General features: G+C 59.5%; 27 protein-coding genes. 2 read left to right on the plus strand and 25 right to left on the minus strand.

The window, feature by feature from the left end; translation table 11 throughout:
- Nucleotides 1-80: 80 nt before the first annotated feature.
- The 18 genes from U6037_RS21035 to U6037_RS21120 form a co-directional block, all read right to left on the minus strand.
- A complete protein-coding gene (locus tag U6037_RS21035; protein WP_322844406.1) occupies nt 81-797 on the minus strand; it encodes a FadR/GntR family transcriptional regulator in 717 nt (238 codons plus the stop codon).
- 177 nt (nt 798-974) lie between these two features.
- A complete protein-coding gene (locus tag U6037_RS21040; protein WP_322844407.1) occupies nt 975-1,535 on the minus strand; it encodes a DUF1285 domain-containing protein in 561 nt (186 codons plus the stop codon).
- 15 nt (nt 1,536-1,550) lie between these two features.
- Nucleotides 1,551-2,156, minus strand: coding sequence for a DUF4823 domain-containing protein (locus tag U6037_RS21045; RefSeq protein ID WP_007908280.1), 606 nt, complete (start codon nt 2,154-2,156; stop codon nt 1,551-1,553).
- Between the two features lie 169 nt (nt 2,157-2,325).
- On the minus strand, nt 2,326-3,294 hold the full coding sequence (locus U6037_RS21050; protein ID WP_322844408.1) for a GTP 3',8-cyclase MoaA: 969 nt from the start codon (nt 3,292-3,294) through the stop codon (nt 2,326-2,328).
- Nucleotides 3,295-3,431: 137 nt separating this feature from the next.
- Nucleotides 3,432-4,070 carry a TetR/AcrR family transcriptional regulator gene (locus U6037_RS21055; protein ID WP_160059005.1) on the minus strand — a complete coding sequence of 213 codons (639 nt, stop codon included), beginning with the start codon at nt 4,068-4,070 and terminating at the stop codon, nt 3,432-3,434.
- Nucleotides 4,071-4,421: 351 nt separating this feature from the next.
- Complete coding sequence (locus U6037_RS21060; protein ID WP_322844409.1) at nt 4,422-5,213, minus strand: TatD family hydrolase; 792 nt, start codon at nt 5,211-5,213, stop codon at nt 4,422-4,424.
- Between the two features lie 14 nt (nt 5,214-5,227).
- On the minus strand, nt 5,228-5,584 hold the full coding sequence (locus tag U6037_RS21065; RefSeq protein ID WP_007950801.1) for a PilZ domain-containing protein: 357 nt from the start codon (nt 5,582-5,584) through the stop codon (nt 5,228-5,230).
- A 42-nt stretch (nt 5,585-5,626) separates the two neighbouring features.
- Nucleotides 5,627-6,610: a DNA polymerase III subunit delta' gene (locus tag U6037_RS21070; protein WP_322844410.1), complete on the minus strand. Its 984-nt coding sequence runs from the start codon at nt 6,608-6,610 to the stop codon at nt 5,627-5,629.
- Nucleotides 6,603-7,235 (minus strand): dTMP kinase, encoded by a 633-nt coding sequence (gene tmk / locus U6037_RS21075; RefSeq protein WP_322844411.1) that lies wholly within the window; start codon nt 7,233-7,235, stop codon nt 6,603-6,605. The genes U6037_RS21070 and tmk overlap by 8 nt, the downstream gene beginning before the upstream one ends.
- 19 nt (nt 7,236-7,254) lie before the next feature.
- Nucleotides 7,255-8,436 carry an endolytic transglycosylase MltG gene (gene mltG, locus U6037_RS21080; protein ID WP_242205857.1) on the minus strand — a complete coding sequence of 394 codons (1,182 nt, stop codon included), beginning with the start codon at nt 8,434-8,436 and terminating at the stop codon, nt 7,255-7,257.
- A 3-nt stretch (nt 8,437-8,439) separates the two neighbouring features.
- The gene (gene pabC, locus U6037_RS21085; RefSeq protein ID WP_322844412.1) at nt 8,440-9,255 is read right to left on the minus strand and encodes an aminodeoxychorismate lyase; all 816 of its coding nucleotides are present in this window, start codon (nt 9,253-9,255) and stop codon (nt 8,440-8,442) included.
- Entirely contained in the window at nt 9,255-10,499 is a 1,245-nt protein-coding gene (gene fabF, locus U6037_RS21090; protein WP_242205861.1) for a beta-ketoacyl-ACP synthase II, read from the minus strand. The genes pabC and fabF overlap by 1 nt, the downstream gene beginning before the upstream one ends.
- A 108-nt stretch (nt 10,500-10,607) precedes the next feature.
- On the minus strand, nt 10,608-10,844 hold the full coding sequence (acpP, locus tag U6037_RS21095; RefSeq protein ID WP_003175607.1) for an acyl carrier protein: 237 nt from the start codon (nt 10,842-10,844) through the stop codon (nt 10,608-10,610).
- Between the two features lie 196 nt (nt 10,845-11,040).
- Nucleotides 11,041-11,784 carry a 3-oxoacyl-ACP reductase FabG gene (fabG, locus tag U6037_RS21100; protein WP_008086267.1) on the minus strand — a complete coding sequence of 248 codons (744 nt, stop codon included), beginning with the start codon at nt 11,782-11,784 and terminating at the stop codon, nt 11,041-11,043.
- A 16-nt stretch (nt 11,785-11,800) separates the two neighbouring features.
- Nucleotides 11,801-12,739: an ACP S-malonyltransferase gene (fabD, locus tag U6037_RS21105; protein WP_016986029.1), complete on the minus strand. Its 939-nt coding sequence runs from the start codon at nt 12,737-12,739 to the stop codon at nt 11,801-11,803.
- A gap of 123 nt (nt 12,740-12,862) precedes the next feature.
- Nucleotides 12,863-13,873 carry a phosphate acyltransferase PlsX gene (gene plsX, locus U6037_RS21110; RefSeq protein WP_416221688.1) on the minus strand — a complete coding sequence of 337 codons (1,011 nt, stop codon included), beginning with the start codon at nt 13,871-13,873 and terminating at the stop codon, nt 12,863-12,865.
- A 4-nt stretch (nt 13,874-13,877) separates the two neighbouring features.
- Entirely contained in the window at nt 13,878-14,060 is a 183-nt protein-coding gene (rpmF, locus tag U6037_RS21115) for a 50S ribosomal protein L32 (protein ID WP_003179396.1), read from the minus strand.
- A 13-nt stretch (nt 14,061-14,073) separates the two neighbouring features.
- Complete coding sequence (locus tag U6037_RS21120) at nt 14,074-14,601, minus strand: YceD family protein (protein ID WP_160059012.1); 528 nt, start codon at nt 14,599-14,601, stop codon at nt 14,074-14,076.
- 105 nt (nt 14,602-14,706) lie between these two features.
- On the opposite strand from U6037_RS21120, the gene U6037_RS21125 reads away from it, so the two are divergent.
- Nucleotides 14,707-15,285 (plus strand): nucleoside triphosphate pyrophosphatase, encoded by a 579-nt coding sequence (locus U6037_RS21125; RefSeq protein ID WP_322844413.1) that lies wholly within the window; start codon nt 14,707-14,709, stop codon nt 15,283-15,285.
- A gap of 94 nt (nt 15,286-15,379) precedes the next feature.
- Here U6037_RS21125 and sppA read toward each other — a convergent pair whose 3' ends face one another.
- The 3 genes from sppA to rluC are packed head-to-tail and all read right to left on the minus strand — an operon-like array spanning nt 15,380 to nt 18,002.
- Nucleotides 15,380-16,369, minus strand: coding sequence for a signal peptide peptidase SppA (sppA, locus tag U6037_RS21130; RefSeq protein ID WP_322844414.1), 990 nt, complete (start codon nt 16,367-16,369; stop codon nt 15,380-15,382).
- Nucleotides 16,370-16,393: 24 nt separating this feature from the next.
- Complete coding sequence (locus tag U6037_RS21135; RefSeq protein WP_322844415.1) at nt 16,394-17,056, minus strand: HAD-IA family hydrolase; 663 nt, start codon at nt 17,054-17,056, stop codon at nt 16,394-16,396.
- Nucleotides 17,043-18,002 (minus strand): 23S rRNA pseudouridine(955/2504/2580) synthase RluC, encoded by a 960-nt coding sequence (gene rluC / locus U6037_RS21140; RefSeq protein ID WP_034155359.1) that lies wholly within the window; start codon nt 18,000-18,002, stop codon nt 17,043-17,045. Before rluC ends, U6037_RS21135 begins: the two co-directional genes overlap by 14 nt.
- 699 nt (nt 18,003-18,701) lie before the next feature.
- Between rluC and rne the strand changes: the two genes are divergently transcribed.
- Nucleotides 18,702-21,941 (plus strand): ribonuclease E, encoded by a 3,240-nt coding sequence (rne, locus tag U6037_RS21145; protein ID WP_322844416.1) that lies wholly within the window; start codon nt 18,702-18,704, stop codon nt 21,939-21,941.
- Nucleotides 21,942-22,212: 271 nt separating this feature from the next.
- Here rne and U6037_RS21150 read toward each other — a convergent pair whose 3' ends face one another.
- From U6037_RS21150 to U6037_RS21165, 4 genes are read right to left on the minus strand one after another with little or no spacing between them, the layout of a single operon-like run.
- Nucleotides 22,213-22,809 (minus strand): nucleotidyltransferase family protein, encoded by a 597-nt coding sequence (locus U6037_RS21150; protein ID WP_322844417.1) that lies wholly within the window; start codon nt 22,807-22,809, stop codon nt 22,213-22,215.
- The gene (locus U6037_RS21155; RefSeq protein ID WP_322844418.1) at nt 22,806-23,786 is read right to left on the minus strand and encodes an XdhC family protein; all 981 of its coding nucleotides are present in this window, start codon (nt 23,784-23,786) and stop codon (nt 22,806-22,808) included. Before U6037_RS21155 ends, U6037_RS21150 begins: the two co-directional genes overlap by 4 nt.
- Nucleotides 23,786-26,107: a xanthine dehydrogenase family protein molybdopterin-binding subunit gene (locus U6037_RS21160; RefSeq protein ID WP_322844419.1), complete on the minus strand. Its 2,322-nt coding sequence runs from the start codon at nt 26,105-26,107 to the stop codon at nt 23,786-23,788. The genes U6037_RS21155 and U6037_RS21160 overlap by 1 nt, the downstream gene beginning before the upstream one ends.
- The gene (locus U6037_RS21165) at nt 26,104-26,574 is read right to left on the minus strand and encodes a (2Fe-2S)-binding protein (protein ID WP_016986039.1); all 471 of its coding nucleotides are present in this window, start codon (nt 26,572-26,574) and stop codon (nt 26,104-26,106) included. Before U6037_RS21165 ends, U6037_RS21160 begins: the two co-directional genes overlap by 4 nt.
- Between the last annotated feature and the right edge of the window lie 15 nt (nt 26,575-26,589).

Below are 26,589 nucleotides of genomic sequence, written 5' to 3' on the forward strand. Positions count from 1 at the left end.
GCGTCGTGTCAGTCAATGATGATGTATCTGACTTGACGCATTCGCGAGCAAGCTCGCTCCCACAGGGGATCTCGGTGTATTCAGCTGGCTTTTCTGTCGGCCATGACTTTCGGGTAGAAACGTTTGATCGCCAGATCCGCATTGTCGATCAGGGTCATGCACGCCCACACACCGCGGGCGGAATCGCGGGCGGCGATGGCATCCGCCATGTCTTTGTGGATCGGCAAAGTGCGGCGCAGTTCATCCGGGTCGGCCGCAGAAACTTCAAATGACACCGCGAGCAACGCGCCGAGCGCCGGGACCATTTGTTCGATGAACTGATTGTGGCTCGCCGCGAGGATGCACTCGTGGAAGGACTGATCGGCGCGGTTGTAATCGGTGCTGCTGTCGACCGCGCGCTCGAGGGCGTTGTAAGCCAGTTGCACCGCTTCAATCTGTTCCAGCGTCGCGCGCTCGCACGCCCAGCGCACGGCCATCGGTTCGATGGTGCGGCGCAGATCGAGCAGGTCATCGACAAAGTTTTCCGGCAGGCCATTACGCGACAGCCAACCGACGACTTGTGGATCAAACAGATTCCAGCGCCGAACCGGCAGCACGCGGGTGCCGACTTTTGGCCCGACTTCGAGCATGCCTTTGGCAACGAGGGTTTTGATTGCTTCGCGAATCACCGTGCGGCTGACCCCGAGCTGTTCGCCGAGATCGGCCTCGACCTTGATGGTCTGCCCCGGTTTGACCTGGCCAGCGGCGATCCAGCTGCCCAGCCAGTCGACCGTGGATGCGTGATAGCTGCTGGACATGAACACCTCAAAGCGGATCGCGATGGGTGTCCAAGCTAATCATCATATGATTAAGTGTCAACGACAATCCCCTGTAGGAGTGAGCCTGCTCGCGATTGCGGAGTGTCAGTCACCACAAGGATTGACTGATCCACCGCTATCGCGAGCAGGCTCACTCCTACAGGGGGGATGTGTGTCTCAGGGTTCGAGGCCGATGCGGAAGAACTCGCCGCCGCTCCACACACCGAGCCAGCGCTGCCCGCCGATTTCGCGGCTGACCGCCAGTTCCACCAGTTGGTAGAACACATTGCGATGAATCAGCGCTTCAAGGTTGGTGCGCACATGTACGTAAGGCGCAGGCTCCTGCGTCGCCGGATCGATCTCGACGCGGATCGGATGCTCCGGCCCGGCCTCGGCGGTTTCTTCAACGTTGGTGGTGAAGCGCAACAACTGCGCCTCCCCTTCGCCTTCAACCTCGACCGCAATCGCCACAAACGGCGCATCATCAACTTTGATCCCGACCCTCTCGACCGGGGTGATCAGGAAATAATCATCGCCATCGCGGCGCATGATCGTCGAGAACAGTTTGACCATCGGCTTGCGTCCGATCGGCGTGCCCAGGTAGTACCAGGTGCCGTCGCGGGCGATACGCATGTCGATGTCGCCGCAGAAGTCCGGGTTCCACAAGTGCACCGGCGGCAAGCCTTTGGTTTTCGGGATCTGTCCCAACAGGTCATTGGCTTTTTGCGGGCCACTCATGGCGTTCTCCTTGAATTATTGGTCGCCGACTCCCAACAGGCTGCGCGCGTACTGTGCCAGCGGCGGGCCGATCAGGTCTTCAGGCTTGCTGTCGTGGAACGTCAGTAAACCGCCACGACTCTTGATCCGTGCAGTATCAATCAAATACTGGGTGCTGGTCTCGATCAACATGATCTGAATCACACCGCCATCGATGCCGAGGCGATCGACCGCCTCTTCATCAAGCCATTCATCGGAGTTGCCGATGCGGTCGTCAGCCTTGGCGAAACGCGTGTACAGCAGATAGTGGGCGCCGGCATCGCGAGCTTCGCCCATCGCCTGATCGAGACCTTCCGGCGCACGGGCGCGGCGAACCATCGGGAAGTATTCGACGAAACCTTTGAAGGCTTCTTCGGCCACGACGTTGGGGCGCGGGTAAGAACCACCCGGTGGTGCAAAGGCGCCTTGGGCGATGTAGATGAACGAGTCCGGCTGAATGCGGAAGTTGTTTACGCGACGGCTGTCGCTGTGATCCAGCAAGCCCGCATCGCTCATCTGGTAGCGAGTGCCTTCGGCCATATCGCTGACAGTCATACAGCCGCCGAGTGCCAAAACGGCCAGCAGCAAAACCAGGCTACGCATCCTATTCCTCCAGAGGCCGGTGACGGAAAACCGGCGAATGGCCGTTGGATGCAGCTTTTGCGCCAGCTCTGGTTCTTCATTGATTGTTAAATCGTATTCGCGAGCAGGCTCGCTCCCACAGGGGAACACATTCCAAGGTAGGAGCGAGCCTGCTCGCGAAAGCGGTAGTTCAGCCGCCGATGATTTTCATGACTGTTGCGCCGCCCGAGAAGGCCACTTCCTGCTTGTCGCCCAACGCCTTGACCAGCAATCGCTGGAGCGCTGGCAATGCCTGATGGCGCGGCTTGTCGAGCAGATCGCCGACATAGTGGCGGTTGCTCGACGACAGGCAGCCATGCAGCCAACCGGTCGACGACAAGCGCAGGCGCGAGCACGTCCGGCAGAACGGCACGCTTTCGTTGGCGATCACGCCGAAGTTGCCCAGACCGGAAATCGCGTAACGCACGGCGGTAGCGTCTACGGGCGCGTCGGTTTGCGCGTACTCGTAACGTTCGCCGATCAACTCCAGCAACTGCTGCAGGCTGACGAACTGTTGCAGGAACGCATTGTTGTCCTTGGCCAGATGGCCCATGCGCATCAGCTCGATGAAACGCAGTTCATAACCGCGCTCAAGGCAGTAATCGAGCAACGGCATCACCTGGTCGAGGTTCTGCCCGCGCAACGGCACCATATTGACTTTGATCTTGATCCCCGCCGCTTTCGCCTGATCCATACCATCGAGCACAGTCGCCAGGTCGCCGCCTCGGGCGATGCTGCGGAACGCGCTGGCATCGAGAGTATCGAGGGACACGTTGATCCGGCGCAGACCGGCATCCACCAGCAGCGGCAGTTTTTTCGCGAGGAGTTGACCGTTGGTGGTCAGGCTGATGTCGTCCAGCCCCATCTTGCCGACAGCGCTCATGAACGATTCGAGTTTGGGACTTACCAGCGGCTCGCCGCCGGTGATGCGCAGCCGTTCGATGCCGGCGGCTTCGATCAGATACGCCACGCCACGCGCCATGGCTTCGGCCGACAATTCATCCTGCGCAGCCACCAACCGCTTGCCGTTGGGCACGCAGTAGGTACACGCGTAATTGCAGGCTGAGGTCAGGCTGATCCGCAAATTGCGAAAACGCCTGCCTTGACGGTCAACGATCATGATCACTCCGGCGAAAGAATTTCGAGCCGCTAAAACTTGACTCACAAATCAAGTTTTAGCAAGCCCTATGCCTGAGTATATTCCTGCGGTACTGCGTCATGTAGCGAAATAATGGCGTAATAAGGCAACTGAATGGTTCAGCTGCTTGGGATTTCCGGATCGCGCTTGCGCTTGTTGCCCATGCGCACGCCGATGTCCATCAGGAACTGGAAGAAACCTTCCTGATCTTCCAGCACATTACTCCAGAACGGCGAGTGATACAGCGCCACAGCGCCGTGCACCAGCGCCCAGGCTGCGCAGTAGTGGAAGTACGGCGGCACGTCTTCGAGCTTGCCTTCGCTGATGCGGCCCTTGATCAGCAGGGTCAGGCGCTCGAAGTTCGAGGCACGGATCTTGTGCAGCTCCTCGACCATCTCCGGCACCTGATTGCCCTTGACCACCTTCTCTTCGAGGCGGTCGAACAGGCGATAGCGCTGCGGGTCACGCATGCGAAATTCGAAGTAGGCGCGGGACAGCGCTTCCTTGTCCTTGTCGACATCGGCCGAATGCAGCAGCTCGTTCAAATCACGCTCGTAATCGAGCATCAGGCGCAGATAGATCTCGGCCTTGGATTTGAAGTGCTTGTAGATCGTGCCTTTGCCGATACCCACGGCATCAGCAATCATCTCGACGGTGACACTGTCTTCACCCTGGTCGAGGAACAGCTTGAGCGCGGTATCGAGAATTTCTTGCTCGCGGCGACGAAACTCACGGACCTTACGAGGTTCTTTGTGCATAAGAAAAGGTCTGAAGGGTCAAAATTCGAAGCCGCGTATTATGCCTAACTTGCGCAAAAATGCACGGATCATCCGACCATATCTGTGTTTCTTGTTCGTTTTGAGAACGTTTTGGGCGCAATGAGAACTCAACTGAAGCAAACGTATTCCAAATTTGTTTAAAAACCCCGACCGGCTCACTGGACTGCACGCCAGACTGATCAATACTTGAACTGTCGGGCGACATCTCCCCCAAGTGTCGCGCCGATAAAGGTACCAAGGGACCGCGTGCCTTTGTTTTACTCCTAATGGTCTTAACCCGGATTCACCCCCCAGAACCCGGGTTTTTTTTGCCTGCGATTTGGCAATCGGCTACACGGCAGATTTAACACTCGCCAGCGGGAACAGGCGCTTGAAGTTCTCGGTGGTCTGCTCGGCAAAACGCTCGTAGTTTTCACCACGCAACATCGCCAGGAATTCCGCCACCTCGCGCACGTATTGCGGCAGGTTGGGCTTGCCGCGATAAGGAATCGGCGCCAGATACGGTGAATCGGTTTCCACCAGCAGACGATCCGCCGGGACTTTGCTCGCCACATCACGCAGAGCATCGGCATTACGGAAGGTGACGATGCCCGACAGGGAAATGTAATAACCCATGTCCAGTGCAGCTTTGGCCATGTCCCAGTCTTCGGTAAAACAATGCAGTACACCGGCCTGCGGCAAGGCCACATCACGCAGCAACTCAAGGGTATCGGCACGGGCGCCACGGGTGTGGATGATCACCGGTTTGCCGGTCTGCTGCGCCGCTTGCAGGTGCAAGCGGAACGACTCCTGCTGTAATTCGGCAGCTTCAGGCTCGTAGTGATAGTCGAGGCCGGTTTCACCGATCGCCACCACTTTCGGGTGATTGAGTTCGTGCAGCAGCCAGTCCAGCGCAGGCGCCGCGCCCGGCTTCACATCCAGCGGATGCACACCGACCGAACAATCAACGTCGTCATAACGCTCAGCCAGGGCTTTGACGTCGGCAGCGTTGTCGGCGCTGACGCCGATGCACAGGAAGTGCCCTACTCCGCGCTGCCGGGCTGCATCGAGTGCAGCATCCAGCGAACCGTCATGGGCGGCGAGGTCGAGGCGATCAAGGTGACAATGGGAATCTACGAGCATAAAAAAACGGCTACTTACATCGTATGAGTGGGACGGTCGGATTTCAGGGCTCCGGCCAGATGGGTTTCGATGCGACTGCGCGCGGTGTTGTCGCCATCGTTGAACTGCACGCCGACACCGGCGGCGCGATTGCCCTGCGCACCTTTGGGCGTGATCCAGGCGACCTTGCCGGCCACCGGAATTTTCTCGGCCTCGTCCATCAGGTTGAGCAGCATGAACACCTCGTCGCCCAACTTGTAGCTCTTGTTGGTCGGGATGAACAAGCCACCGTTCTTGATGAACGGCATGTAAGCGGCGTAGAGCACCGACTTGTCCTTGATGGTCAGGGACAAAATGCCGTTGCGTGGCCCCGGGCTGACGGGTTCATTCATGTTGACCTCCACTGCTGATGGTCAGAGTCTAGGTACACATTCTTATCTTTGACCAGGCAATCCCGCCCATTGCACCAACAACGCCTCCAGCAGCAACGCCGGATTGAGGTTGGCCTTGCTCATGACTTTCTGGCGCTGGGCGAGAATCCAGTCCTGAATCTCCAGCACTTTGCCCTGCGCACTTTTCTGCGCCAGGTACTGCACGACTTTACGCATGTCGGTCAGACCGAGACCCGCTTCATCCTGGGTCAATTGATAACGCAGGATCAGGCTCGACCAATCGCAGAACCAGTCGAACAGGCGCAGCATCGGAATGCTTTTCCACTCTTCGGCCAATTGCGTCGGCGATTGCTGCTGCTTGAGCAACTTCTTCACGCCTTCGACCACTTGCGCACGTTGCTCGCGAACGCCTTGGGATTGCAAACTGACCGCCATCAACGGCGAACCGGCGGCCAGCGTCAGCAATTCGACACGCTCGTCTTCGGAGCAGTCCGGCAGCGCCTGCGCCAGCCATTGCAGACTCATCGCCTCGCCCGGCAGCGGGCAGGCCTGCTGCACGCAACGGCTTTTGATAGTCGGCAGCAAACGGCTGGTCTGATGGCTGACCAACAGCAAAACCGTATCGCCGGACGGCTCTTCAAGGCTTTTCAGCAAGGCGTTGGCGGCATTGATGTTCATCGACTCGACCGGCTCGATCAGCACCACTTTGCGCCCGCCCAACTGCGCAGTCTGCACCACGAAACTGACCAGATCGCGCACCTGATCGACCTTGATCGCCTTGTCGGCTTCTTCCGGTTCGAGGATGTAGTTATCCGGGTGACTGCCGGCCCTGAGCAGCAGGCAGGATTTGCACTCGCCGCACGCGTCCGGCGTCGGCCGCTGGCAAAGCAGGCTGGCCATCAAGCGTTCGGCCAACGCGCGCTTGCCGATGCCCGCCGGCCCATGCAGCAGATAGGCGTGCGCGTGCTGCTTGCGCCCGGCCAGTTGCTGCCAGAGGCTGTCCTGCCACGGGTAGGCCTCAGCCACGGGCCAGCTCCAGCAAATTCGGAATCAGGGTATCCAGCGATTGTTGAACCTTGACCAACGACTGACCGGCATCGATGCGCACATAACGCGCGGGATCCGCTTCAGCACGCTTGAGGAAGGCACTACGCACGGCCTCGAAAAATGCCCGACCTTCCAGTTCGAAACGATCCAGACGACCACGGGCACTGGCGCGGGCCAGACCGATTTCCACCGGCAGATCGAAAATCAGCGTCAGATCCGGGCGCAGATCGCCTTGCACGAACGCTTCCAGCGCAGCGATGCGCTCCAGCGACAAACCGCGACCGCCGCCCTGATAGGCGTAGGTCGAATCGGTAAAGCGATCACACAGCACCACCGCACCACGGGTCAGCGCCGGACGAATCACTTCGGCCAGATGCTGGGCGCGTGCGGCGAACACCAGCAACAGCTCGGTGTCGGGGTTCATGACTTCGTCGGCCGGGGCCAGCAGCACATCGCGAATCCGCTCGGCCAATGGTGTGCCGCCTGGTTCGCGGGTCAGCACGACTTCAATACCGGCGGCGCGAAGGCGCTCGGCGAGGTATTCGCGGTTGGTGCTTTTGCCGGCGCCTTCCGGGCCTTCCAGCGTAATAAACAAGCCAGTCACAGGCAGTCCTTATTCAAAGTCATTGCGTGTTTTGTGGGGCGGCGGCTTCCGGTGCCGGGGTCGGCGCAGACTCCTGAGCTGGAACCTGCGGCAACGCTTCCGGCGCCGTATCCGGTGATGCGGCTGGAATCGCTTCTTCCGTCGCTGGAGCAGCTTCAGGCGTTACCGCCGGCGCGGGGCTGGAACGGTAATCCGCACGGCGCTTGAGCTGATACTCACGCACCGCATTGTTATGCGCATCGAGATCATCAGAGAAGACATGGCTGCCGTCGCCACGTGCAACGAAGTACAGACTTGTCCCTTCCACTGGATTCAGCGCCGCGTGAATCGCCTCACGACCGACCATCGCAATCGGCGTCGGCGGCAAGCCGGGAATCACGTAGGTGTTATACGCCGTCGGCTCCTTCAGATGGGCACGGGTCAACTTGCCGGTGTAGCGATCGCCCAAGCCATAAATGACGGTCGGATCGGTCTGCAATTGCATGCCCAGAGCCATGCGACGCACGAAGACCCCGGCGATCTGCCCGCGCTCCTGGGGTACGCCGGTTTCCTTCTCGACCAGCGACGCCATGATCAATGCTTGATAGGGCTCAGTGTACGGCGTATCGGCCGAACGCTTTTCCCATTCATTGGCGAGCACTTCGTCGAGACGATCAAAGGCTTTCTTCAGCAGTTCGGCATCAGACATGCCACGCACGAAGCGGTAGGTATCGGGGAAGAAACGCCCTTCCGGGAACAACCCTTTATGACCAATCTTCGCCATGACGTCGCTGTCGCTCAAACCGTTCAGGGTCTGTTCGATTTTTTCGTCTTTGGCCAACGCCGCGCGCACTTGATGGAAGTTCCAGCCTTCAACCAGCGTCAGACTGTACTGAACCACGTCGCCACGCTTCCACAAGTCGATCAGACCGTTGACAGTCATGCCCGGCTGCATGCGGTATTCACCGCTGTGGATCGGTGTACCGGCGAGGTTGAAGCGCCAATAGACCCGCAACCAGAACGCGTCCTTGATGACGCCATCGGTTTCGAGTGAAAGGAAAGTACGGGTCGGGGTGGAGCCTTTCGGCACATCCAGCAGTTCTTCCTGCGTGATGTTCAGAGGCTGTTCCAGTGCGCTGTGAATCTTCCAGGCGCTGGCGCCCATCAACAGCCCTGCCAGAACCAGTCCGGTTTCCAGCAGCAGCAAAAGTTTACGTCTCACAAATCAGGCATCCAGTAGGGCGCGGGCAATGGTTTGCAGTTTACGGGTGAGCGGGCCAACCGACCAGCTCAGTGCAGCGTAGGCGCGTACCGGCCAGACGCCATACACGCTGTTGCAGATAAAGACTTCGTCGGCCCATTGCAGCTGTTCGAGGCTGATGTCGGCGACTTGGGTGGGGATGGCCAATGACTCGGCCTGAAACAATATTTCCGCGCGCATCACTCCGGCGACGCCGCAGCGCTTCAGATCCGGTGTGATCAACACACCGTCGCGTACCAGAAACACGTTGCTGAACACGCCCTCAATCACTCGACCGGCCTGATCGAGCATCAAGCCTTCGGCGTGCTCGCTGTCCTGCCATTCGGCACGGGCGAGAACCTGTTCAAGGCGATTGAGGTGTTTGAGCCCGGCGAGCAACGGCTGCGTAGCCAGGCGCGTGCTGCACGGGAACAGGCGCACGCCCTGCTCGGCATGAACAGCAGGATAAGCAGCAGGAGGATTGCCTTGCAGGATGCGTCGGCCCGGCGCCGCCGGATCGGGCGCATAACCGCGCAAACCGTCACCACGGCTGAGGATGAGCTTGAGCACGCCCTCACCCATGGCGGCGGCGTAGCTCAGCAGCTCTTGGCGAATCAGCTCGATATCGGCCGCGATGGCCAGACGCAAACAGCCATCGGCCAATCGCGTCAGGTGTCGATCCAGCAGGATCGGCTGGCCGCCACGCACGGCGACAGTCTCGAACAGACCATCGCCGTAAGCCAGGCCGCGATCTTTCAGCGACAGAGCGTCAGCCGGTTGACCGTCGACCCAGCAGTCCATCAGCCTGCAAACCGGCGGAATGCCAGGGTGCCGTTGGTGCCGCCAAAACCGAAGGAGTTGGACAGCACGACATCGATGTCCATGTTGCGCGCAGTGTGCGCCACGAAATCGAGATCGCAGCCTTCGTCCGGCTCATCGAGGTTGATGGTCGGCGGTGCCACCTGACTGTTGATCGCCAGCACGCTGAAGATCGCTTCGACCGCGCCCGCCGCACCCAACAGATGACCGGTCATCGATTTGGTCGAACTGACCGCCAGCTTGTAGGCATGTTCACCGAACACCGACTTGATCGCGTTGGCTTCAGCGAGGTCGCCGGCCGGGGTCGAAGTACCGTGGGCGTTGATGTACTGCACTTGATCGACGTTGATCTTCGCATCGCGCAGCGCGTTGGTGATGCAGCGGGCCGCACCGGCGCCGTCGGCAGGAGGCGAAGTCATGTGGAACGCGTCGCCGCTGGTGCCGAAACCGATGAGTTCGGCATAGATGGTCGCGCCGCGCGCCTTGGCGTGTTCCAGCTCTTCGAGAACCAATGCGCCGGCACCGTCGGACAATACGAAACCGTCACGACCCTTGTCCCATGGACGGCTCGCGCGGGTCGGCTCATCGTTGCGGGTCGACAGCGCACGGGACGCGCCGAAGCCGCCCATGCCCAGACCGCACGCGGCCATTTCGGCACCGCCGGCAATCATCACGTCGGCTTCGTCGTACATGATGTTGCGCGCCGCCATGCCGATGCAGTGCGTACCGGTGGTACACGCGGTGGCGATGGCGTAGTTAGGTCCCTGTGCCCCCAGATGGATGGACAGGAAACCGGAAATCATATTGATGATCGAGCCTGGCACGAAGAATGGCGAGATTCGACGCGGGCCCGTCTCATGAAGGGTACGGCTGGTTTCTTCGATGTTGGTCAGACCGCCGATACCCGAACCCATGGCCACGCCAATGCGTTCACGGTTGGCATCGGTAACTTCCAGACCGGCGTTGCGCACGGCTTGAAAGCCTGCCGCCAGACCGTACTGAATGAACAGGTCAAGCTTGCGTGCTTCCTTGACCGACAGGTATTCCTCGACATTGAAGCCCTTTACCGAGCCGCCAAAGCGGGTGGAATAGGCAGAAAGGTCGGTGTGTTCGATCAGACCAATGCCACTGCGGCCAGCCAGAATGCCCTGCCAACTGCTCGGCACATCCGTGCCCAGTGGCGACAACATACCCATACCGGTGACTACGACGCGTCTACGCGACACAGCACTCTCCTTTTTCAAATGACGATTTTGCATCAGGCCTAAAGAAAAAACCGCACGCCATGATGGCAGTGCGGTTTTTCCATGACAGCAAACAACGATTACAAACTATTACGCCTGGTGGCTAGTAACGTAGTCGATTGCAGCTTGTACAGTAGTGATCTTCTCAGCTTCTTCGTCAGGGATTTCGGTCTCGAATTCCTCTTCCAGAGCCATCACCAGCTCAACGGTGTCAAGGGAGTCGGCACCCAGGTCTTCTACGAAGGAAGCGGTGTTGACCACTTCTTCTTCTTTAACACCCAGTTGCTCGGCAACGATTTTCTTGACGCGCTCTTCGATGGTGCTCATACCTTGTTTTCACTCCTAATGGACAAATTCAGGCAGCTGGCCAGTGGGTAAGTGTATAGAAAGACTTTTCAGTTTTTCAACTGAAAGCTTCACTCCTCAAACCCTGCGGCCCTCTGCCTATAAATAGATTGCAGCTTTATAACGGATTTTAGACAGCTCGTATGACATTTTTTTGAAGCAATCCGTCACATTTTACTTACATGTACATCCCACCGTTCACCGGGATTGTAGCCCCAGTGACGTATGCCGCACCGTCGGATGCAAGAAAAGCGACCACAGACGCGATCTCTTGAGCTTGTCCCAGACGACCCAGCGGAATCTGCGTCTGCAAGGCTTCACGCTGTGCTTCAGGCAGCTCGCGGGTCATATCGGTGTCGATAAACCCTGGGGTTACCGAGTTGACCGTAATCGAACGCGAACCGACTTCACGCGCCATTGCACGACTGAAACCTTCCAGACCGGCCTTGGCGGCTGCATAGTTTACTTGGCCAGCGTTGCCCATGGCACCCACTACCGAGCCAATACTGATAATTCGACCCCAGCGAGCCTTGGTCATGCCGCGCAGAACGCCCTTGGACAGGCGGAATAGACTGTTCAGATTGGTATCGATCACGTCGTACCACTCATCGTCTTTCATGCGCATCATCAGGTTATCGCGGGTGATGCCGGCATTATTGACCAGGATCGCTACCGGCGCACCGAACTGCTCCTGAATGCTCGCCAGCACTGCGCTGACCGATTCATCGCTGGTCACGTTCAGCTCAAGGCCAGTGCCCTGAATACCGTTTTCCTTCAGGGTTGCAGCGATACGCTCAGCGCCCGAAGCGGAAGTCGCAGTGCCAACAACGATGGCGCCCTGACGACCCAGCTCCAGTGCGATAGCCTGGCCGATACCGCGGCTTGCACCGGTGACCAGTGCAACTTTACCTTGCAGACTCATGCAAGTTTCTCCTGATTCAGGCTTGCGCTGCGCGAGCGGCAGCGAAAGCGTCTGGGGTATTGAGGTTGGAAGTCGCCACGCCTTCGGCGCAACGCTTGTTCAGACCGGCCAGGACTTTGCCCGGGCCGCATTCGACCAGATTGGTCGCGCCCTTGGCGGCCAGAGTCTGTACCGACTCGACCCAGCGCACTGGCTTGTACAGTTGTTCGAGCAGATCACGCTTGAGGGTTTCCAGATCGGCCGGCACTTGCGCGCTGACGTTCTGTACGACCGGGATCTGCGGCGCCTGCCAGTCGATGGCGGCAATGGATTCGGCGAAGCGCTCGGCGGCCGGGCGCATCAGCTCGCAGTGCGACGGCACGCTCACTGGCAACGGCATGGCGCGCTTGGCACCACGGGCCTTGCAGCCTTCAATGGCACGTTCAACAGCTGCCTTGGCACCGGCAATCACCACCTGACCTGGCGAGTTGAAGTTGACGGCACTGACCACATCACCTTGCGCAGCTTCGGCACAGGCTGCCAATACGTCGGCGTCTTCCAGACCGAGAATGGCCGCCATGCCGCCCTGCCCGGCCGGAACCGCTTCCTGCATCAATTGACCACGGCGCTCAACGAGCTTCACTGCGTCAGCCAGTGTCAGGCTGCCAGCGGCAACCAGCGCGCTGTATTCGCCCAGGCTGTGACCGGCAACAAAGGCTGGACGCGCGCCACCTTCTGCCAGCCACAGACGCCACAGGGCGATCGAAGCGGTCAGAATGGCCGGTTGGGTTTTATCGGTTTGATTGAGCAGCTCTTCCGGACCTTGCTGGGTCAACGCCCACAGGTCATAGCCCAGAGCCTCAGAGGCTTCTTTGAAGGTTTCGAGGATCAGCGGATATTCCGCGCCCAGCTCGGCCAACATGCCGAGGGACTGCGAACCCTGTCCTGGAAAGACGAATGCGAGGGAAGCAGACATGTAACAAGCCCCTAATGATCTTGTCGTCGGAAAATGACGCCCCGCTTGGGGACGCAAGAAACTGACAGTTGGATGGCCCTTTGAACCGGGCGGTCACATTTAAGCATTGTCCGACGAAAACGCCTAAGACAACAGATCCTCCAGACGACCGTGGAGGCGCTCGGGAAGATTCTCCTGAATCTCGATCAGCGCGCGGGAAATTGCACTCTGAAAGCCTTGAACCCCGGCCGAACCATGACTTTTCACGACGATGCCCTGCAAGCCGAGAAAGCTTGCGCCGTTATGTCGCGCCGGCGCCAGATCAGCCTGCAAGCGTTTCATCAGCGGCAACGCCAAAGCCCCCACCGCACGCGAGGCCAGATTCTTTTTGAACAATGCCTCGATGCGCGCAGCAATCATTGTCGCCAGGCCCTCGCTGGACTTGAGCAGGATATTGCCAACAAATCCATCACACACCACCACATCAGCTTCGCCACGATACAAGCCGTCGCCTTCGATAAAGCCGATGTAGTTGATGCCGCGCGCAGCCTGCAACAGCGTCGCAGCCAGTTTGACCTGCTGATTGCCCTTGATGTCTTCGGTGCCGATATTCAGCAGCGCGACGCGCGGACGATGGATGCCCAGCGTTTGCGCCGCAACAGAACCCATCACTGCAAACTGCAGCAGATGTTCGGCACTGCAATCGACGTTGGCGCCAAGGTCGAGCAACTGGCAATAACCCTTCTGTGTCGGAATCGCGGCAACCATCGCCGGACGATCGATACCCGGCAGCGTCTTCAGTACGAATCGCGAGAGCGCCATCAACGCACCGGTATTACCAGCACTGACACAGGCTTGAGCCTTTCCGTCACGTACCAGTTCAAGGGCGACACGCATCGACGAATCCGGCTTGCCACGCAGGGCCTGGGCAGGTTTTTCGTCCATGGTGATGACTTCGCTGGCCGCAACAATCGTCAGGCGCGCGCGATCGGCAGCCGATTGGCCGTTGATCAATTCTTCAAGAAGGGAGGGTTGACCGACGAGGGTCAGGTGCAGCGAGGGCGTAGCAGACAGGCAAGCAAGGCTGGCCTGAACAATGCTGCGGGGACCGAAGTCCCCGCCCATTGCGTCAATCGCGATGACTTGAGCGGACAAGTGATTACTCGTCAGCGCCCTTGTCGATCACTTTACGGCCACGGTATACGCCTTCTGGCGATACGTGGTGACGCAGGTGAACTTCACCAGTGGTTTTTTCTACAGACAGGGTGCTAGCCTCGAGAGCGTCGTGCGAACGGCGCATGTCACGGGCAGAGCGGGATTTTTTGTTCTGCTGAACAGCCATAATTGATTAACTCCTAAACGTTTGGGTCACGCTTTAACTGCGCCAATACACTGAACGGGTTGGACCGCGTTGACTCGTCCTCGCTCGGTTCGGGCTCATCGAGACCCGCCGGCTGCTGGCATTCTTCCGGATGATGAGCAGGCACAATAGGCAAAGCGAGCAGAAGCTCTTCTTCGACCAGTGACTGCAGATCCAATGGATCTTCGCCCAGTTCCAGCACGTCATAACCTTTCGGCAACGACTGGGTATTCGCACCCTCTTTCACCACAGCATAACTGCATTCGCTGTGGATCGGCAGGGTGACCAGCTCAAGACAACGCTGGCAAACCATTTTGACCTCGGTGTCGATAAAGCTGTGGATCACCACAGATTTACGTTCATCTCGTTCAAAAACGAATTTCGCCTGCACCGTACCGACATTGTCGGAAAGCGGGTCGCAGAGTCTCTCCAAATCGGCCAGCAGCATTTCACCTTGGAGGGTGGTGCCACGATCAGCCAATTTGCGCGGGTCAACGTGAGGTGGAATCGGGTCATTCAACATAGGCGCAGCATTATAGGGATGCACCCACCCATGTCAAAGGAAATTGTGCCCTGTCCGTCACTTGCATGCCTCCGCTAGAATCCGCACCTGCCTCAGGAGACGCGAATGCTGCCTTTATTACTCGCTTCAAGCTCGACCTATCGTCGCGAATTGCTTGCCCGCCTGCACCTGCCGTTCGCCTGCAGCTCGCCGGATATCGATGAAAGCCATTGCCCGGGCGAGTCCGCCACCGAACTGGTCAAACGCCTTGCCGAGCAAAAAGCCCGGGCGCTGGCCGACAGCCACCCCGCTCATCTGATTATCGGCTCGGATCAAGTGGCGGTGCTCGGCGAGCAGATCATCGGCAAGCCGCACACCTTCGAGAAGGCCCGTGAACAGCTGATGGCGGCCAGTGGCGCCAGTGTGACCTTCCTGACCGGCCTGGCGCTGCTCAACAGCCAGACTGGCGAATGCCAGGTCGATTGCGTGCCGTTTACCGTGCACATGCGCCAACTCGACCAAGCGCGCGTTGAGCGCTATCTGCGCATCGAGCAGCCGTATGACTGCGCTGGCAGCTTCAAGGCCGAAGGATTGGGGGTGAGCCTGTTTCAGTCCACTGAGGGGCCTGACGCCACCAGCCTGATCGGCCTGCCGTTGATTCGACTGATCGACATGTTGCTGGCTGAAGGTGTGCAGATCCCTTGAAGCAAAAGATCGCAGCCTGCGGCAACTCCTGCATGGGAATATAAAACCCTGTAGAAGCTGCCGCAGGCTGCGATCTTTTGATCTTTACAACGAATCAGCGCAACGAAGGCCCGTGGAAACCCATCCACATCGCCAACTGCTCAGCCACGCTGGCACCCAGCTTCTTCGAGAAGCGATCGAACGGTGATTCCTGAACGGTGAAATCCACCAACTCCTTCTCGCCAATCACATCCCGCGCCACCGAACTGGCATTGCCCAGCCCATCGATCAAGCCCAGCGGCAGTGCCTGCTCGCCCGACCAGACCAACCCGGAGAACAGCTCTGGATGTTCTTTGTCTTTCAAGCGATCGCCGCGACCCTGCTTGACGCTGTTGATGAACTGCTTGTGCGTGGTGTCGAGCACACTCTGCCAGAACGCCGTTTCTTCCGGCTTCTGCGGCTGGAACGGATCGAGGAACGACTTGTGCTCGCCCGAAGTGTACGTACGACGCTCGACGCCAAGCTTCTCCATGGTGCCGACAAAACCGTAACCGGCCGCCGTCACACCAATCGAACCGACCAGGCTCGCCTTGTCGGCGTAGATCTGATCTGCCGCACTGGCAATGTAATAGGCACCGGAGGCACCCAGATCGGAAATCACCGCATACAGCTTGATATCAGGATGCAGGCCGCGCAGACGCTTGATCTCGTCATACACATAACCCGATTGCACCGGACTGCCGCCAGGACTGTTGATGCGCAGGATCACGCCTTTGACCTTCTTGTCCTCGAACGCCGCCCGCAGGCTGCCAACAATGTTGTCGGCACTGGCCGGCTCTTTGTCGGCGATCATGCCGGTGACGTCGATCAACGCAGTGTAGTTCGGCCCGCGCGTGGCGCTTTTTTCCATGTCCATCAGCGGCGTGAACAGGATCAGCGCCACAAACAGATAAACAAACGTCAGCAGTTTGAAGAAAATCCCCCACCGCCGCGAACGACGCTGTTCCTGCACACCAGCCAGCAGGGTCTTTTCCAACAGCTTCCAGCTTTTTTCGTCACCGCCGTCGGCACTTGCCTTGGCCGGTGCTTTCCATTCGTCGGTCATGCCATCCACCCCAGCAAAAACGTATTAAGCCTGCTTCCCCAGCCAGGCATGCAATTCGGAAAAACGGTCGATCGACAGACGTGGCTCGAATTGTTGCAGCGATTCGATCGATTGCGCGCCATAACTGACCGCGACCGAGTCCATCCCTGCGTTACGCGCCATCAGCAGATCGAAGGATGAATCGCCAACCATCAGCGCCTGCTCGGGACGCACACCACAATGCGCAACGATCTGCTCCAGCATCAGAGGGTGAGGCTTGCTCGCAGTTTCATCGGCGGCGCGGGTGATATCGAAATAATCTTCCCAGCCATTGGCCTTGAGCACTCGGTCCAGTCCCCGGCGATTCTTGCCGGTGGCGACAGCCAGGTGATAACCCTGCTCGCGAAACGACGCCATCGACTCGACAACACCTTCGAACAACGGCGAAGGCACAGCCTCTGCAGCGATGTAGTGATCGGCGTAATACTCGCGAAACAAGGTCATCTCGGCATCGCTGATCTCGGGATACAGCGTGCGAATCGCCTCCGGCAAGCCCAGGCCGATGATGCCTTTGACGGCGAAATCATCGCGCAACTCGAAACCGGAACGCCCGGATGCCGAGTGCATCGCCTCGACGATCCGATGGATGGAATCGGCCAGCGTGCCGTCCCAATCGAAAATCAGCAGCTTGTAATCAGATGGGCGCACTCAATCGCTCCACGGTCTTGGCCCACATTTCATCGACCGGTGCCTGCAAGGTCAGCTTGCCGCCATCGGGCAGCGGCACGGTCAGCATGTAAGCGTGCAGGAACAGGCGCTTGCCGCCCAGATCGCGGATCTCCTTAGTGAAATCCTCATCGCCGTACTTGCTGTCACCAGCAATGCAATGGCCTGCATGCAAGGTGTGCACGCGAATCTGGTGGGTACGACCGGTCACCGGCTTAGCCTCGACCATGGTGGCAAAATCCCCGAAGCGGCGCAGCACCTTGAACATCGTCAGGGCTTCTTTGCCCTCGTCATTGACTTCAACCATGCGCTCGCCGGAACGCAGATTGCTCTTGAGCAATGGCGCGCTGACTTTCTTGATCGAAGTCGCCCAGTTGCCGCGAACCAGAGCCATGTAGCGCTTGTCGACGCCATCGCCGCGCAATTGCTCGTGCAAGTGGCGCAACATGCTGCGCTTCTTGGCGATCATCAGCAGGCCGGAGGTGTCGCGGTCGAGACGGTGAACCAGCTCCAGCTCTTTGGCATCGGGACGCAACTGACGAAAGGCTTCGATCACGCCGAAATTCAAGCCACTGCCACCGTGAACCGCAATGCCGGCGGGCTTGTTGATCACGATCAGGGCTTTGTCTTCGAAGACAATCGAGGCTTCCAGGCGCTGCAACAAGCCTTGGGCGAGTGGCACCGGCTCGTCACGTTCAGGCACGCGAACCGGCGGCACGCGCACGATATCACCGGCCTGCAGCTTGTATTCGGGCTTGATCCGACCTTTGTTCACACGCACTTCGCCTTTACGCAAAATGCGGTAAATCAATGTCTTGGGCACGCCTTTGAGCCGGGCGAGGAGAAAATTGTCGATTCGTTGGCCGGCATACTCCGGCGAGACTTCAAGCAATTGAACGCCTGGAGTCGAAGGGGCAGTAGTTGTCATGCCGCGGATGATAACAATTTTTATGGAATTGAAGCACTTAATCATTGCTGCTATAGTCGCGAACGCCGCCAAAAGCGGCCTGGACAGAGGAACCACGGTCAAAAACCGGCCCTGACCAACGCAATTCACCAGGACGCGAGGCCGTCCTACGGGGCTTTCGCTACGTAACGGTGGAGTTTGCAGTTGTAACAAGCGCAGGTGACATGAGGCCTGAATTACACCGTCGAGCAGAGTTTTTACTCGCCTGACAGGCACACATTCAAGGCCAGTTCACAAAGTGCAGTCAGCTGCAGATGACCCCGAGCGAATGCTTCGGAAACAACGCCTGAATTAGCCATGATGCGTGACCTCCCCTTTCGGAGCTCACGGTAAATGCCAACCCGCTGCGGATTCTGCGCGCGGCAGCACCCGAATTATCAGGGATACGTGTAGGGTGGAGATGCACAACCGCTGGACTGTGTAGCAATAGGCTTTATCAAGACGCTTCATCTCGTCCACAGCCGCTGGTTGATTCCTCCTCCTGACTGAGTGCTTAAGTAGCCACAGCAAGCAGGACGCGTACGTCGCTATATCGGCCCAATTGGCCGCATATCGCTGGACACGGGAATGGCCAACCACTCCCGACGCACCTGACACCGACCGTGAGAAGTCGTGTGTGCCGAACGCCGTTTCCGGCAGCCCGGAAACCGACGGTACTACATGAAAAGAATGCTGATTAACGCAACTCAACCCGAAGAGTTGCGTGTTGCACTGGTAGATGGCCAGCGCCTCTACGACCTGGACATCGAATCCGGTGCACGCGAGCAGAAAAAGGCCAACATCTATAAAGGCCGTATCACTCGCATCGAACCAAGCCTTGAGGCTGCCTTTGTCGATTTCGGCTCCGAGCGCCACGGCTTCCTGCCCCTCAAAGAAATCTCCCGCGAATACTTCAAGAAAGCCCCTGAAGGCCGCGTCAACATCAAGGACGTCCTGAGCGAAGGCCAGGAAGTCATCGTTCAGGTCGAAAAAGAAGAACGTGGCAACAAGGGCGCCGCCCTGACCACCTTCATCAGCCTGGCCGGCCGTTATCTCGTGCTGATGCCGAACAACCCGCGTGCCGGCGGTATCTCCCGTCGCATCGAAGGCGAAGAGCGCAACGAACTGCGTGAAGCGCTGAACGGTCTGGTTGCACCGGCCGACATGGGTCTGATCGTGCGCACTGCCGGCCTGGGCCGCAGCAGCGAAGAAATGCAGTGGGACCTCGATTACCTGCTGCAACTGTGGACCGCCATCAAAGAAGCCTCGCTGGATCGCTCCGCGCCTTTCCTGATCTACCAGGAAAGCAACGTGATCATCCGCGCTATCCGCGATTACCTGCGCCAGGACATCGGCGAAGTGCTGATCGACAGCGTTGAAGCCCAGGATGAAGCCCTGACCTTCATCCGCCAGGTGATGCCGCAGTACGCCAGCAAGATCAAGCTGTACGAAGACAGCGTGCCGCTGTTCAACCGTTTCCAGATCGAAAGCCAGATCGAGACCGCTTTCCAGCGCGTCGTTGAACTGCCTTCCGGCGGCTCCATCGTTATCGATCCGACCGAAGCCCTGGTGTCCATCGACATCAACTCGGCGCGCGCCACCAAAGGCAGCGACATCGAAGAAACCGCCCTGCAGACCAACCTTGAAGCTGCCGAAGAAATCGCCCGTCAGTTGCGCCTGCGCGACATCGGCGGCCTGATCGTCATCGACTTCATCGACATGACTCCTGCAAAGAACCAGCGCGCCGTGGAAGAGAAAGTCCGCGAATGCCTGGAAGCCGACCGCGCTCGCGTGCAGATCGGCCGCATCTCGCGCTTCGGCCTGCTGGAAATGTCCCGTCAGCGTCTGCGTCCATCCCTGGGCGAAAGCAGCGGCATCGTCTGCCCACGTTGCAACGGCACCGGCATCATCCGTGACGTTGAATCGCTGTCGCTGGCGATCCTGCGCCTGATCGAAGAAGAAGCCCTGAAAGACCGCACTGCCGAAGTGCGCGCGCAAGTGCCGATCCCGGTCGCCGCGTTCCTGCTCAACGAAAAACGCAACTCGATCACCAAGATCGAACTGCGCACCCGTGCCCGCATCGTCATTCTGCCGAACGATCACCTCGAAACGCCGCACTTCGAAGTTCAGCGTCTGCGTGACGACAGCCCGGAAGCCGCGACCAACCAGTCCAGCTACGAAATCGCTGCTGCCGCTGCCGAAGTCGAAGAAGTTCAGCCAGCCGCTGCGACCCGCACCCTGGTTCGCCAGGAAGCCGCAGTCAAGACTGCTCCGGCCCGCGCCAACGCTCCGGTTCCGACCGAAGCCGTCGCACCTGCCGCTCCGGCACCGGCTCCAGTTGCCGCGCCAGAACCAAGCCTGTTCAAAGGCCTGGTGAAATCGCTGGTCAGCCTGTTCGCCACGAAAGAAGAGCCAGCTGCTCCGGTTGTAGTTGAAAAACCAGCCAGCGAGCGTCCGGCCCGTAACGAAGAACGTCGCAACGGTCGTCAGCAGAGCCGCAACCGTAACGGTCGCCGCGATGAAGAACGCAAGCCGCGCGAAGAACGTGCACCGCGTGAAGAGCGCGCCCCACGTGAGCCGCGCGAAGAGCGTCAGCCTCGTGAAGCCCGCGAAGTGCGTGAGCCGCGTGAGGCTCGTACCGAAGCCGCTCCGGCCGCTCGTGAAGAACGCGCACCTCGTGCTCCGCGTGAAGAACGTGCTCCACGTGCACCGCGTGAAGACCGCAAGCCACGTGGCGAGCGTGAAGAGCGTGTACGTGAACTGCGCGAGCCTCTGGACGCCACGCCAGTGGCTGAAGCTACCGCAGCCGTTGCCGCTGAAGAGCGTCCGGCCCGTCAGCCACGTGAAGAACGCGCACCGCGTCCGCCGCGTGAAGAGCGTCAGCCACGCGCCGAACAGGCCGCTGCTGCCGTCGCTGAAGAGGAAGTGAACAGCAACGAAGAGCAACTGCCGGAAGACGGTTCGGAGAACGCCGAAGGCGATCGCCCACGTCGTCGCTCACGCGGTCAGCGTCGTCGCAGCAACCGTCGTGAGCGTCAACGTGATGCCAACGGCAACGTGATCGAAGGTTCGGAAGAATCCGAATCCGGCGAAAACGCTGAAGAGCCAAGCACTGCCGAACTGGCTGCCGGCCTGGCGGTGACTGCTGCTGTTGCCAGCAGCGTGATCAGCGCTCCGGCTGAAGCACAAGCGCACGAGCAAGCCGAACGCGCCACTGCCGCTGTTCAGGAAACAGCTCCGGTGGAAGCGCCGGTTGTTGAAGCGACCACGCCGGTAGAAGTGATTGCTGCTCCGGAAGTCGAAGTGGCACCGGTTCAGGAAACCCTGCCTCAGGTAGAGCCAGCACCCGTTGTGTTCGCCGAGCCGGTGGTTGAAACCGTCGCTGAAACCGTAACCGAAACCGTGCGTGAAGTTCGTGAAGAGCAGACCGCTTTCAACTGGGTAGCCGAGCCGGTTGTCGCTGAAACGCCAGCGCCAGTGGTTGAAGCACCGGTTGTTCAAGCGCCAGTGTTCGAAGCGCCTGCGGTTGAAGCTCCTGTGGTTGAAGAGACCAAAGTTGCCGAGCCAGCGGTTGTTACTGAACCAGCACCGGTTGTCGAAGCACCTGTCGTTGCCGAAGCGCCAGCTCCAGTGGTTGATGCACCGGCTCCGGTCAGCGCCCTGACGCCAAGCGGCCGCGCGCCAAACGACCCACGTGAAGTACGTCGTCGCAAGCGTGAAGAAGAGCGTCTGCAGAAGGAAGCCGAACTGGCTGCCGCTGCTGCTCCGGTGGCTGAAGTGGTCGAGGCAGCGCCTGCCCCGGTCGCTGAAGAAGCGGTTGTCGAAGCGGTGATTGCTGAAGCACCACGCTCCGTTCAGGACGCGGTCGAGCAACACCAAGAGGCCGAGGAAAAAGAACACGAGCCTAAACCTCTCGTGTAATTTCCAAAGCCGTTAAAAAGCCCCGCCTGATTATTCAGGCGGGGCTTTTTTATGCCTCGATTTTTTGTGATGGACTCCAGATCCAACCCCCTCACCCCAGCCCTCTCCCCCGAGGGGGCGAGGGGGGAAAGGGAGCTGATTTGCGCGGTTTTCAGATATTGAGTTCAACTGGATATTTCAGGTCGATGCACCTCGAAAGAACACCTGGATCAGTCCCCTCTCCCTCTGGGAGAGGGCTAGGGTGAGGGGCTCTTAGGAATTTACGCAGCTCTCAAGACGAAGCAAAAACCAAAGCCTCAGGCACATCGATATCCCACAAAATGCCCGGATCATCGACAGCAACCTCCACCACCCTGCCCTGCTTGAACAACGGCCGAGCCCCGCGATCGCCATTCAAAGCCTGCAACCGCGCACCAAACGAACGCCCAAACCCCACTGGATGGCCAAACTCGCCACCGTGCACAGGCACGCTCACCGCATCGTCGGCAATCGCCGCAACAACTCGCTCAATACTCGACGGCAAGATAAACGGCATATCCCCCAACACAATCAACCAGCCATCTGCCTCCGGGAACGCCTTGACGCCAGCGGCAATGCTGTCCCCCATTCCGGTCGACTCGATCGAGACAACTTCACAGCCATAAGCCTGCGCCATGCGCATTGCCTGCGGCCGCGCTTCAGTCGTCACCAGCACACGCTTGTCGAGACTGGCCGGCAGATTCAACAGCACCTGCTCAATCACCGAACGCACCGCGCCATCACGACCAGTGCAGTCCGCCAGCAACTTGTCCTTATCGGCGCCCGCCACCTGGCGAAAGCGACTGCCCTCGCCCGCTGCCAGCACAATCACTGCAATGGATCGACTCATGCGTCCTCCAAAGTTTTCTTCTGCTTCAACTCGACGCCGTTCTTGATCGCGACGATTTCCGCCAGCAAGGACAAGGCAATTTCAGCCGGCGAATGGCTACCGATGTGCAGACCGATCGGACCATGCAGCCGATCGATCGCCTGTACCGATAAGCCTAGCTGAGCCAGATTTTCCCGACGCTTCTGGCTGTTGACCCGCGAGCCGAGCGCTCCCACATAGAAGGCTGGCGAATCCAGCGCCGTCAACAACGCCATGTCATCCAGACGCGGATCATGGGTCAACGCGACAATCGCCGTGCGCTCATCGGTCTGAATGCTCAACACCGCCTCATCCGGCATGCCCGAGACGAAACGCCCGTGATGCTCTTCCCAGCCGTAGACAAATTCAGTGCGCGGATCGCAGATCAGCACCTCAAAATCCAGCAATCGCGCCATATCCGCCACGTAACGCGACAACTGCCCGGCGCCGATCAACAATAGACGCCAGCGCGGGCCGTAGATCGCACGCAGGGTTTTGCCGTCGAATTCCAGCGAGTCGGACTTGCTGGCCGGCGACAGAAGCACTTCACCGGTTTCGATGTTCAACTCGCGAGCGACAATCTCGTGAGATTCGCAACGGCTCAGTAATTCGGCAACCCAGCCAGGATCACCGACCCGCTCTTCGGTCAGGCGCAACGTGCCGCCACACGGCAAACCAAAGCGCGCCGCCTCCTCTCGCGTGACGCCATAGGTGATCAATTGCACCAGCGGCCCATCGGTGGCGATCCGCCCGTCGTGCAAACGGGCAATCAAGTCATCCTCGACGCACCCGCCCGACACCGAACCGATCACCACGCCATCTTCGCGCAACGCCAGCATCGCGCCAGGCGCCCGAGGCGCAGTGCCCCAGGTTTGCACGACACTGAACAGCACCACCCGCTGCCCGGCGCGGCGCCACTCGAGGACGCTGCGCAGGACGTTGAGGTCGACGCTGTCCATTACGCCTCAGCCTTCTGCCAGCCCTGCAACTGGTAACGCACCGGCAGATTGCGGATGCGCTTGCCGGTGGCAGCGAAGATCGCGTTACACAATGCCGGTGCGATTGGCGGCACGCCCGGTTCGCCGACACCGCCCAACGGCACATCGCCCGGCGGCGAGACCAAATGAACCGCGACCTCCTTCGGCGCCAGCGACATGCGCGCCACTTCATACATATGGAAGTTGTCCTGCTGGACCTTACCGTCCTTGAAGCTGATTTCACCCAGCACCGCGTTACCTAGGCCCATCACGCAAGCCCCCTCGAACTGCGAGCGAATGCGCTCAGGGTTGATCTGCGGCCCGCAATCCACGGCGATGTCAGCTTTGTGCACGATCAGCGTGCCGTCGTCTTTAACCTCGACTTCGATCACCGCCGCCACATAGGTGACGAAGCTGTAATGCACCGCCAGCCCCAAGCCACGGCCCTTGGGCAATTTACGCCCCCAACCGGCGGCTTTGGCAGCGGTTTCCAGCACGGTGCGCATGCGCCCGGTGTCGATCGGATAACGTTCGGGAGATTCACCGTAGTTCCACTCTTCACTCAGCGTGCGCGGGTCAATCTGGCGATCAGGGCCGAGCAGTTTGATCTGGTACTTGAGCGGATCCTCGCCGGCCTTGTGCGCCAGTTCATCGACAAAACTCTGGATCGCGAAACCATGGGGAATGTTCGACACCGAGCGATACCAGCCGACCCGCGTGTGCACGGTCGCTTCGGGGTTTTCCAGGCGCACATTGGGAATGGCGTAGGCCATGTTGGTGAAACCCATGCCCAGCTCGAACGCCGCTTCATGGTTCATGCCCGGCGCGAACAGCGCGGTGATGCTCGGCGCCACGGTGCGATGCAACCAGCCGGACGGCATGCCGTCCTTGCCCACGCCTGCCTTGAGGTACTCGGCGGACACGGTGTGGAAATACGAGTTGTGGATGTCGTCTTCACGCGTCCACTGCACCCGCAGCGCTTTGCCGGGAAACTCTTTGGCGAGGATCGCCGCTTCGACGACGAAATCCGGCTTGGATTTGCGCCCGAAACCACCGCCGAGCAGCGTGACATTGAAGGTGACATTGTCGAACGGCAGCCCAAGACGCTCGGCAATGCGTTCGCGGGTGACTTGGGGTGCCTGACTCGGTGCCCAGGCTTCGCAAACGCCGTCCTTGTAGCGAGCGATGGCAACCATTGGCTCCATCGGTGCCTGTGCCAGATGCGGTAAATAGTAGGACGCCTCGAGGGTGCTGGCAGCGCCGCTCAGGGCCTTGTCGATATCGCCGGTGTTGCGCACCACTTTGCCGGGCTTGAGCGAGGCGGCTTCGAGCTCCTTGCGATAGGCGATCGAGTCATAACTGGCGTTCGGGCCATCGTCCCACTCGATTTTCAGCGCTTCGCGGCCCTTGATCGCCGCCCAGGTATTGCTGGCCACCACGGCCACACCGCCTAACGGCTGAAACTCCGAAGGCAACGGACGGCTTTCGATCTGGATCACTTTGAGCACGCCGGGGACTTTCAGCGCAGCGCTGTCGTCCAGCGATTTGACCTTGCCGCCGTACACCGCCGGACGGGCGATGGTCGCGTACAGCATGCCGTCGAAATGCACGTCCGCGCCGTATACCGCGCGACCGTTGACGATGTCGTCACCGTCGATCGCTCGGGTGCCTTCCTTGCCGATATAGCGAAATTGCGCCGGCTGCTTGAGGCGCAGACTGTCGCGTGGCGGTACTGGCAACGCACTGGCCGCGACGGCGAGTTCGCCATAACCAAGTTCTCGGCCGGACGGTTTGTGAAGCACTTTATGCAACTGCGCGTGGCATTCGCCCACCGGGACTTTCCACTGCGAGGCTGCTGCCTGCTCCAGCATCGTACGGGCTGCCGCGCCACAACGACGCATCGGTTCATACCAGTGCCGCATGCTGCGCGAGCCGTCGGTGTCCTGGTTGCCGAAACGCACTTCATCACCCGGTGCCTGTTGCACTTTGACCTGCGCCCAATCGGCCTCCAGCTCATCGGCAACGACCATGGTCAGACTGGTGCGCACGCCCTGCCCCATCTCCGAGCGGTTGCACACGACGGTCACCGTGCCGTCAGCAGCAATGCTGACATAGACCTTCGGATCATCGATCCAGCCATTGGGCATGCCATCGGCGCCGAACTGCTTCGGCTTGTCTTCAGCCAACGCATCCTGCCAGCCCCAACTCGCCGCCAGCACCAGTGCACCGGTGGCACCGACGCCTTTGAGGAAACCACGACGGCTGAGATTGCTCAGGGCGAAATCATTCGGAAGACGGCTCATGCTTTCGCCTCCTTCAAATGAGTGGAAGCCTGACGGATAGCAGTTTTGATCCGGTTGTAGGTGCCGCAGCGGCAAATATTGCCAACCATGGCCTCTTCGATCTGTTCGTCGCTCGGGTTCGGGTTGGTCTTGAGCAACGCGGTGGCCGACATGATCTGCCCGCCCTGACAGAAACCGCATTGCGCGACAGCGGTATCGAGCCAGGCTTGCTGGACGATCTGCCCGACCGGGTCAGCATGAAGATTGTCGATCGTGGTGACGTTCTGCCCGATCACCGAACCAATCGGCGTGATGCAACTGCGCGCCGGCAAGCCATCGATGTGAATGGTGCAGGCGCCGCACAGGCCCATGCCGCAACCGAATTTGGTGCCGTTGTAACCGGCGACATCACGAATCGCCCAGAGCAGCGGCATGTCTTCAGTGACATCGAGGGGATGGTCTTGACCGTTGAGTTTCAGGGTAATCATGGGCACGCCCGCATA

This window comes from Pseudomonas sp. B33.4 (assembly GCF_034555375.1).
Lineage (GTDB): Bacteria > Pseudomonadota > Gammaproteobacteria > Pseudomonadales > Pseudomonadaceae > Aquipseudomonas.

Excerpts from the sequence above, each read along its gene's own strand:
- U6037_RS21035 (WP_322844406.1), bottom strand. The coding sequence starts at position 797 with ATGTCCAGCAGCTATCACGCATCCACGGTCGACTGGCTGGGCAGCTGG.
- U6037_RS21040 (WP_322844407.1), bottom strand. The coding sequence starts at position 1,535 with ATGAGTGGCCCGCAAAAAGCCAATGACCTGTTGGGACAGATCCCGAAA.
- U6037_RS21045 (WP_007908280.1), bottom strand. The coding sequence starts at position 2,156 with ATGCGTAGCCTGGTTTTGCTGCTGGCCGTTTTGGCACTCGGCGGCTGT.
- U6037_RS21050 (WP_322844408.1), bottom strand. The coding sequence starts at position 3,294 with ATGATCGTTGACCGTCAAGGCAGGCGTTTTCGCAATTTGCGGATCAGC.
- U6037_RS21055 (WP_160059005.1), bottom strand. The coding sequence starts at position 4,070 with ATGCACAAAGAACCTCGTAAGGTCCGTGAGTTTCGTCGCCGCGAGCAA.
- U6037_RS21060 (WP_322844409.1), bottom strand. The coding sequence starts at position 5,213 with ATGCTCGTAGATTCCCATTGTCACCTTGATCGCCTCGACCTCGCCGCC.
- U6037_RS21065 (WP_007950801.1), bottom strand. The coding sequence starts at position 5,584 with ATGAATGAACCCGTCAGCCCGGGGCCACGCAACGGCATTTTGTCCCTG.
- pabC (WP_322844412.1), bottom strand. The coding sequence starts at position 9,255 with ATGGACTGCTGGGTCGACGGTCAACCGGCTGACGCTCTGTCGCTGAAA.
- acpP (WP_003175607.1), bottom strand. The coding sequence starts at position 10,844 with ATGAGCACCATCGAAGAGCGCGTCAAGAAAATCGTTGCCGAGCAACTG.
- fabG (WP_008086267.1), bottom strand. The coding sequence starts at position 11,784 with ATGAGTCTGCAAGGTAAAGTTGCACTGGTCACCGGTGCAAGCCGCGGT.
- fabD (WP_016986029.1), bottom strand. The coding sequence starts at position 12,739 with ATGTCTGCTTCCCTCGCATTCGTCTTTCCAGGACAGGGTTCGCAGTCC.
- rpmF (WP_003179396.1), bottom strand. The coding sequence starts at position 14,060 with ATGGCTGTTCAGCAGAACAAAAAATCCCGCTCTGCCCGTGACATGCGC.
- U6037_RS21120 (WP_160059012.1), bottom strand. The coding sequence starts at position 14,601 with ATGTTGAATGACCCGATTCCACCTCACGTTGACCCGCGCAAATTGGCT.
- U6037_RS21125 (WP_322844413.1), top strand. The coding sequence starts at position 14,707 with ATGCTGCCTTTATTACTCGCTTCAAGCTCGACCTATCGTCGCGAATTG.
- sppA (WP_322844414.1), bottom strand. The coding sequence starts at position 16,369 with ATGACCGACGAATGGAAAGCACCGGCCAAGGCAAGTGCCGACGGCGGT.
- rluC (WP_034155359.1), bottom strand. The coding sequence starts at position 18,002 with ATGACAACTACTGCCCCTTCGACTCCAGGCGTTCAATTGCTTGAAGTC.
- rne (WP_322844416.1), top strand. The coding sequence starts at position 18,702 with ATGAAAAGAATGCTGATTAACGCAACTCAACCCGAAGAGTTGCGTGTT.
- U6037_RS21150 (WP_322844417.1), bottom strand. The coding sequence starts at position 22,809 with ATGAGTCGATCCATTGCAGTGATTGTGCTGGCAGCGGGCGAGGGCAGT.
- U6037_RS21155 (WP_322844418.1), bottom strand. The coding sequence starts at position 23,786 with ATGGACAGCGTCGACCTCAACGTCCTGCGCAGCGTCCTCGAGTGGCGC.
- U6037_RS21160 (WP_322844419.1), bottom strand. The coding sequence starts at position 26,107 with ATGAGCCGTCTTCCGAATGATTTCGCCCTGAGCAATCTCAGCCGTCGT.
- U6037_RS21165 (WP_016986039.1), bottom strand. The coding sequence starts at position 26,574 with ATGATTACCCTGAAACTCAACGGTCAAGACCATCCCCTCGATGTCACT.